At 43.4% G+C, this 6,663-nt stretch carries 6 protein-coding genes and 2 tRNA genes; 7 read left to right on the top strand and 1 reads right to left on the bottom strand.

Translation table 11 applies throughout. The features are described from left to right. The first annotated feature begins 78 nt into the window (after positions 1-78). The 5 genes from PHP90_RS13455 (at position 79) to PHP90_RS13435 (ending at position 3,685) form a co-directional block, all read left to right on the top strand. Positions 79-155 (top strand) — tRNA-Met (locus PHP90_RS13455). 60 nt (positions 156-215) lie between these two features. Beyond that, positions 216-292: transfer RNA gene (locus tag PHP90_RS13450), tRNA-Met, on the top strand. A 186-nt stretch (positions 293-478) separates the two neighbouring features. Continuing rightward, complete coding sequence (locus PHP90_RS13445) at positions 479-1,249, top strand: transglutaminase-like domain-containing protein (protein ID WP_299930937.1); 771 nt, start codon at positions 479-481, stop codon at positions 1,247-1,249. A 106-nt stretch (positions 1,250-1,355) separates the two neighbouring features. Next, the gene (locus PHP90_RS13440; RefSeq protein WP_299930935.1) at positions 1,356-2,303 is read left to right on the top strand and encodes a DUF523 and DUF1722 domain-containing protein; all 948 of its coding nucleotides are present in this window, start codon (positions 1,356-1,358) and stop codon (positions 2,301-2,303) included. A gap of 2 nt (positions 2,304-2,305) precedes the next feature. After that, complete coding sequence (locus PHP90_RS13435; RefSeq protein WP_299930933.1) at positions 2,306-3,685, top strand: deoxyribodipyrimidine photo-lyase; 1,380 nt, start codon at positions 2,306-2,308, stop codon at positions 3,683-3,685. A 7-nt stretch (positions 3,686-3,692) separates the two neighbouring features. Here the strand turns inward: PHP90_RS13435 and PHP90_RS13430 are convergent, their stop codons facing one another. Beyond that, a complete protein-coding gene (locus tag PHP90_RS13430; protein ID WP_299930931.1) occupies positions 3,693-5,120 on the bottom strand; it encodes an SDR family oxidoreductase in 1,428 nt (475 codons plus the stop codon). A 122-nt stretch (positions 5,121-5,242) separates the two neighbouring features. On the opposite strand from PHP90_RS13430, the gene PHP90_RS13425 reads away from it, so the two are divergent. Both PHP90_RS13425 and PHP90_RS13420 read left to right on the top strand, forming a co-directional pair. Further along, positions 5,243-6,121, top strand: a complete 879-nt coding sequence (locus PHP90_RS13425) for a phosphatase PAP2 family protein (RefSeq protein ID WP_299930929.1) — start codon at positions 5,243-5,245, stop codon at positions 6,119-6,121. Continuing rightward, complete coding sequence (locus PHP90_RS13420; protein WP_299930927.1) at positions 6,118-6,480, top strand: diacylglycerol kinase; 363 nt, start codon at positions 6,118-6,120, stop codon at positions 6,478-6,480. The genes PHP90_RS13425 and PHP90_RS13420 overlap by 4 nt, the downstream gene beginning before the upstream one ends. Positions 6,481-6,663: the final 183 nt, after the last annotated feature.

Below are 6,663 nucleotides of genomic sequence, written 5' to 3'. Positions count from 1 at the left end.
TCGCCAAGCGGTAAGGCAACTGGTTTTGGTCCAGTCATTCGGGGGTTCGAATCCCTCCTCCCCATCCACCTTTTATACCGCGGAATAGAGCAGTCCGGTAGCTCGTCGGGCTCATAACCCGAAGGTCACAGGTTCAAATCCTGTTTCCGCAACCAATCCTAGATATTATCTCTTCTAATATTTAAAAACACTTACTTTTACAACCACTTTTATGTCGCGGAATAGAGCAGTCCGGTAGCTCGTCGGGCTCATAACCCGAAGGTCACAGGTTCAAATCCTGTTTCCGCAACCAAATCAGCTCCAATTTTTCCCTACACAAACAATACTTTCGCCAATGCAATCATCATACATAAATAAATTAGCATGTCACAACTTCATGTTAAAATAACACCATATTTGAAGCACTTTGGTATTTTTTTCCCATGCTGCTTCAGAACGCCAAACATTTATAGATTCAATAGCAACCTGGAAATCAAACATGGAAAATCTCGGAATAAAGATCTTAGTCTTGATGCTATTGGGTGTAATCCTTTATCGCGAGATCATCCGCTCAGCCGCTTTGCATTCTGCTCAGCCAGCCTCTATTAAGTCAAAAGCCAGTTTTATAAACCTTTTAATCGTTGGCAGCGTTGTTACCTTATTCGTCTATGCAGGTATGCAGATCACTTTTATTGAAACGCGGGATCTTCGTCCTTATCTTCCTAAGCATTTAAATGAAGTTGTCACTCCTTTTGACAAAGGTATTATTGAACTCAACGGTATGGTTATTAAAACCAATCTGGCAAAAAAAGGGGAACTCTTAAGCCTTGCAACACGTCTTACGCAAGGATGCAACGGTGATGATGGATGCGAAGCTCAAAAACTGTTTGATTATGTCACCCATATCCCCTATAAAACGGACTATACCAGCCGTAATGCACTGGATGTAGTTCGTTCAAACTGGGGCGATTGTGATGATAAATCGAATCTCTTCGCGTCACTGCTTAATGAAAAAGGGATCGATTACCGGTTTGTCTATGTCCGCCATCATGTCTTTGTCGTTGTTCATGTTAACGATACCTCCGAAATTCCCTTTCTCAATGCCAGACTCCGTATCAACGGAAAAGATTACTACTATGCCGAAACAACGGCTACCGGTGCCCGTATCGGTGAGTTCAACGGTCAGTTTCCCTTTAGTTTTGAGGGGATTTATGATATTAAAAACAATGAAGCCGTAGATAAAAAGGATGTTAGCTTTAGAATGGGATAGCGATACTACCGCTAAGCATTGATTGTCCATTAGGTACATAATCTGAAACTTGGTATCATTGATAAAAACAGAACCATCGACGGATCAAAGAGAGAAGGGAAAAAACATGAAAATTGCCGTATCCGCGTGCCTACTAGGAGAAAGTATCCGCTTTGACGGCGGACATAAACGGGATCGGTTTATCACGGATGAGCTGAGTGAATTTGCCGAATTCGTCCCTTTTTGTCCAGAGCATCTCGCATTTGGAACCCCCCGCCCTTCGGTTCATCTCGTAAAGGGAAGTGAAAGTATCCGTGTAATATCCAATAAATCGGAAAAAGACCTTACCGATGCCCTGGAGCAAACCAGCCTCTATGAGCTCACGAAACTAGAAGCACAACCGCTTTGCGGGATTATTTTCAAATCTAAATCCCCCAGTTGCGGGATGAAAAGTGCCAAACTCTATCTCGACAATGGAATGGTGGAGGGAAAAGAGGACGGTATTTTCGCACGAATCTGCCGTGAGCGCTATCCTCTCCTTCCGATGGAAGAGGAAGGGAGACTCGAAGATGCATGGCTGCGTGAAAACTTTGTTATGCAGCTGTTCGCTTATGAAGCAATCGAAAAACTCAAAACCTCTTCTCCCAACATAGGAGATTTGGTTCGGTTTCATACCATAAACAAATTCATGCTTCAGTCCAAAGACGAGCGGCTCTATCGAGAGCTTGGGAATATCGTCGCCAATCGTGATAATCTTGCGTTTGAGACATTGTTTGGGATGTATGAGTTGGGATTCAAGACTGCAATTGCACGTAAAAGCTCCATCAAAAAAACGCGTAACGTTCTTGAACATCTGGTCGGATTTTTCAAAAACGATCTCACTAAAAATGAAAAAGAGATACTCCACACTCAAATAAACGATTATACGGATAAGATTATCCCCCTTATCGTCCCCCTGTCAACAATCCATCTCTACGCCAAAAAATACAATACGGAGTACCTTCTGGAACAAACATTTCTAAGCCCCTACCCTAAAACTCTGGCTCTCCGTTCCCACATTAGCAGCGGAAAATAGCAATGCGTCGCATTTTGTGGTTTCGACGCGATTTAAGAGTAGAGGACAACCCTCTCCTCTCGCTTGAAGGGGAAGTCCTCCCGATCTTTATTTTCGATACCAATATACTCGAAAAACTCTCCGCAAATGACCGCCGAATCGGTTTTATTTTTAATGCCCTTATCCGACTCAAAACAGCATTGCAAGAACGAGGGCTTGATTTGGCTATTTTTTATGGAAAACCGATCGATGTCTTTACCCTGCTCTTAAAACAAGAGAGTTTTCATGAAGTATGCGCATCCGGTGATTATGATAGTTATGCCCGCAAACGTGACCGGGATGTCTCACTTCTACTCCCTTTTAACTATCTGAACGACACCTATATCTTTAAACCCGATGAATTGCTTAAAAATAACGGGACACCCTACCTCGTTTTCACCCCGTTTTATAACCGTGCTAAAACACTCTTTCGACCGGAACATATGGCCGAATCGCTTCCGGCGAAACAAACACGCATCGATTTTGATTGCTCTGTAATCCACAGCATTGACAGAAACAAACACACGATTCTCCCTATCACTTTGGAAGCTATTGGCTTTTTTCCCCAGCCGCTAAGCGAGCATCAGACTCTATCTCCTGAAGAAAAACTGGCCAGATTTGAAGACAAACTGGAAAATTATCAAAGGGATCGTGATTTTATGGCGCTCAATGCGACATCATGGTTGGGTATTGATCTGCGGTTTGGAACGATCTCTATTCGTGCCCTCTTGCGATGGCTTATGGTACAAAAGCAGAAAGGAGTTGATAGCGAACCATTTTTTCGCCAACTCATCTTTCGGGAATTTTACGCAATGTTGCTGTACCACTTCCCCCATCTGGAATGGAAAAATTTCCGTTATCCCTTCAGAGGTATCGAAAATCATGAGTTCTATGAGGCGTTTTGCACCGGGAATACAGGAATCCCTATTATCGATGCCGGAATACGGCAACTGCTGGAGAGCGGAGAGATGCACAATCGTGTACGGATGATCTGCGCTTCTTTTTTTACCAAAAATCTTCTCTTGCCGTGGCAGTGGGGAGAACGGTTTTTTGCAGAGCATCTGATGGATTACGATGCAGCCAGCAACATCCTCTCATGGCAGTGGTGCGCGGGAACCGGGATCGATCCGCAGCCGTATTTTCGGATTTTCAACCCTTATATCCAAAGCGCTAAATTTGACAAAAACGGACTCTATACTAAAACCTATTTACCTGAGGTACGTGATATTCCCACTAAATTTTTATCGGATGAAAAATCTCTGATAAACTATCCTATCCAGGGGTATTCACATCCGATCGTCAATCATAAATCCAGCTCAACGCGCGCACTTGATTACTTTAAGAGCGAATTGAGTAAGTGTTAAATTGCTGCTACGAATGAAAGGGTAACTTGCTTCTGTCGATAATCGATGTGGCCATATTAGTAAATATCAAATAATGCAAAGGAATCAATGCATACCAATAGAACCTTCCTAAAAGGCCGTAAGGATAGAAATAAGCACTTTGGATCAGATTCCCTTGATGGATCTTAAACTCAAGCCATGCTTTTCCGGGAAGCTTCATCTGAGCATAGAGCAAAAGCCTTTCATCTTCGACTATATCCACCACTTTCCAAAAGTCGACACTATCCCCCAACCTCAAGACTTTCGGATCTCTGCGTCCGCGGTTGGTACCAGCCCCTTTAAAGAGCTTGTCGATGAATCCGCGTATGTTCCACAGCCAGTCATATCCGTACCATCCGTTTTCACCGCCGATGGAACAAAAGCTCTCATACACTTTTTTAGGTTCAATCATGCCGATATCAATAATTCTTCGGTCCATAAAAAGCGCATCGGCAGGATCATGGGCATGATCGATTTCCCATGTACCTGCACCGCTGTCGCTCCATCGGCTTAATACCTGATTAGATTCGATCTCACGTATCGCCTGATGCACTGCTTCTTCGAGCGAATGGGTTTTGATATCAAACCATTCATGGCGCAGATTGTTTGTAACCGTCACTTCGCTCCTTAGACCTTCGATCAGAGAGCTGGCAACACTGTAGGGGACAGGCGTAAAAAGAGCAAGCCAATATGATGAGAGTTTTGGCGTCAAGACATTTACCGGGAAAAGATAACGCTTCAGCCCCATCGCTGAAGCTACCCGAAGCATAAGGTCTCCGTAACTCATTTTTTCCTCTCCGATATCGATCATCAGATTCGATGCTGTTTCTAGATCAAGTGCGGCTCGCAGATACGTGAGAACATCCTCTACTCCTATGGGGGTTACCATAGTACTGACCCATTTTGGGGTAATCATAATCGGGAGTTTTTGAACCAGATGACGGATAATCTCGAAACTTGCGCTCCCTGAACCGATAATGACACCGGCACGAAACCATATACAGCGCACTACGTCGGGGCGGGAGCTGAGGACTTCCCCTGTTTCGATCCGACTCAGTAAATGCTCACTCCCCGTCTTTTTGTCCCCTAACCCGCCTAAATAGATAATGGTTCTGACCTTTTGACGAATGCAGGCATCCAAAAAATTTTGTGCACTTTGGCGGTCTAACTCTCTAAAATTAGTCTCATTTAATCCATGAATAAGATAATAAGCAACATCTATCCCTGCAAGTGCCGCATCAAGTGTCTGTGGATGAAGTACATCGGCTTGAATTATTTCGCACTGCTCTTTGGCTGATTCGGAAATGCTGTTGACATTTCGGACCATCAACCGCAACCTTAGGTCTGAATTGGCAATCAGTTGATGTTTGAGCCGTCGGCCAATATAGCCATTCGCTCCGGTTAGCAGGATATGCATCTATTACCTCCGTGATGAACCATTATAAGCTTTTTCCATTAAGCCTATACGTAAACCTATCGGATAAAAGTGTAGAATACCGGATACTACTTCATCTTAACCATCCACAAGGGAGAAAATGAATGGATGATATGCTTTGGGCATGGGTTCAACCGCGTGGAACATTTTTATTGGCACATATCGGCTGGTGGATTGTTGCAGGTTGGGTTTTGCTTTGGTTATTTTTATGGCGATTTTCACGACCCATGCTGAAACGTTTACACCACATTATTAGATATTTTAAATGGATCAATGTGCCTTTTCCGCGACTCATCCGTTTATTAAGAAGACGATTTGACAATCAACACTTAAGCGGTCTGCCATTAACCCTTGCCGCCACCGTTTTTTTCGCAATCACACTTTTGCTTTCAGGAGTGGTGGAGGACGTCGTAGACCAAGACTTTATTGTACAGTTTGATCATTGGATCGCTGCATCCATGGTGCAAGCACATACCGAATGGGTTGTCTCTGTATTCTATGCTATCACCATGCTCGGCACACCTACTGTTCTAGTTCCGTTATGGATTATTACTTTTATAGCATTCACTGTCTTTGGAAATCGTTATTGGGCTTTACCCTTGTTCATCAGCTCTATCGGGAGTATCAGCATGTCTACGTTGGGTAAATATGGATTTGCCCGTCCACGTCCTACGGAAGCCTTATTCGTTATCTATTCACCCTCTTTTCCCAGCAGCCATTCAACACTTGCAATGTCATTTTATGCCGTATGCTTTTATTTGTGGTGGCGGCACACAACCGGTTGGAATGGAAAGTTTTGGATTGTTTTTGCAGGGATGAGTTTTGTATTACTGCTATCAAGCAGTCGAATTATTATCGGAGTACACTATGTCAGTGATGTTTTAGCCGGTTTTTTATTGGGTAGTTTGTGGTTTATCATTGCGATTAGCCTCTATGAATGGCTCAATTTTAAAAAATATATACATTTTAGGAGTGAGCAATGAAAAATCAACCGTTAAAACGAAAATTCGGATTTGCCTGGAAAGGGATTGTCTATGCGACACATACAGAAGCCAATATGCGGCGTCATTGGGTCATGGCTGCACTTGTATTACTTCTGTTTCTCTGGCTGCAGCCATCAGCACTGTGGTGGGCATTAATCATATTATGTATTAGCCTCGTGATTGCTGCCGAATTGGCTAATTCGGCGATTGAAGTGCTGATCGATCATATGCATCCCGAACTGCATCCGCAAATCGGACGAACCAAAGACATGCTTGCCGGAATGGTACTGATATTAAGTCTGTGTGCCGGGGCTATCGGTCTCTTGGCCATTTTAGCAACACAAGGGTTGTTATTATAAAGTATTTCATATCCATCGTAACCCGAAGGTCAATGGAATCATGCTAGAATATACCCATATCAATATCAAAGGCAGTTTATGAGCATCCATCCTTATGCCGGAAAACAAGTCCCTAAATCGGAACTGGTAAATGTCCCCCGATTAATCACCGAATACTATACACAAAAGCCAAATGTTAATGAT

Origin of the sequence: Sulfuricurvum sp., assembly GCF_028712165.1 — a bacterium.
In the GTDB taxonomy this organism is placed as follows: domain Bacteria; phylum Campylobacterota; class Campylobacteria; order Campylobacterales; family Sulfurimonadaceae; genus Sulfuricurvum.
The sequence above is the reverse complement of the archived record's forward strand: the minus strand, read 5'-3'. Positions and strand labels throughout refer to the sequence as shown.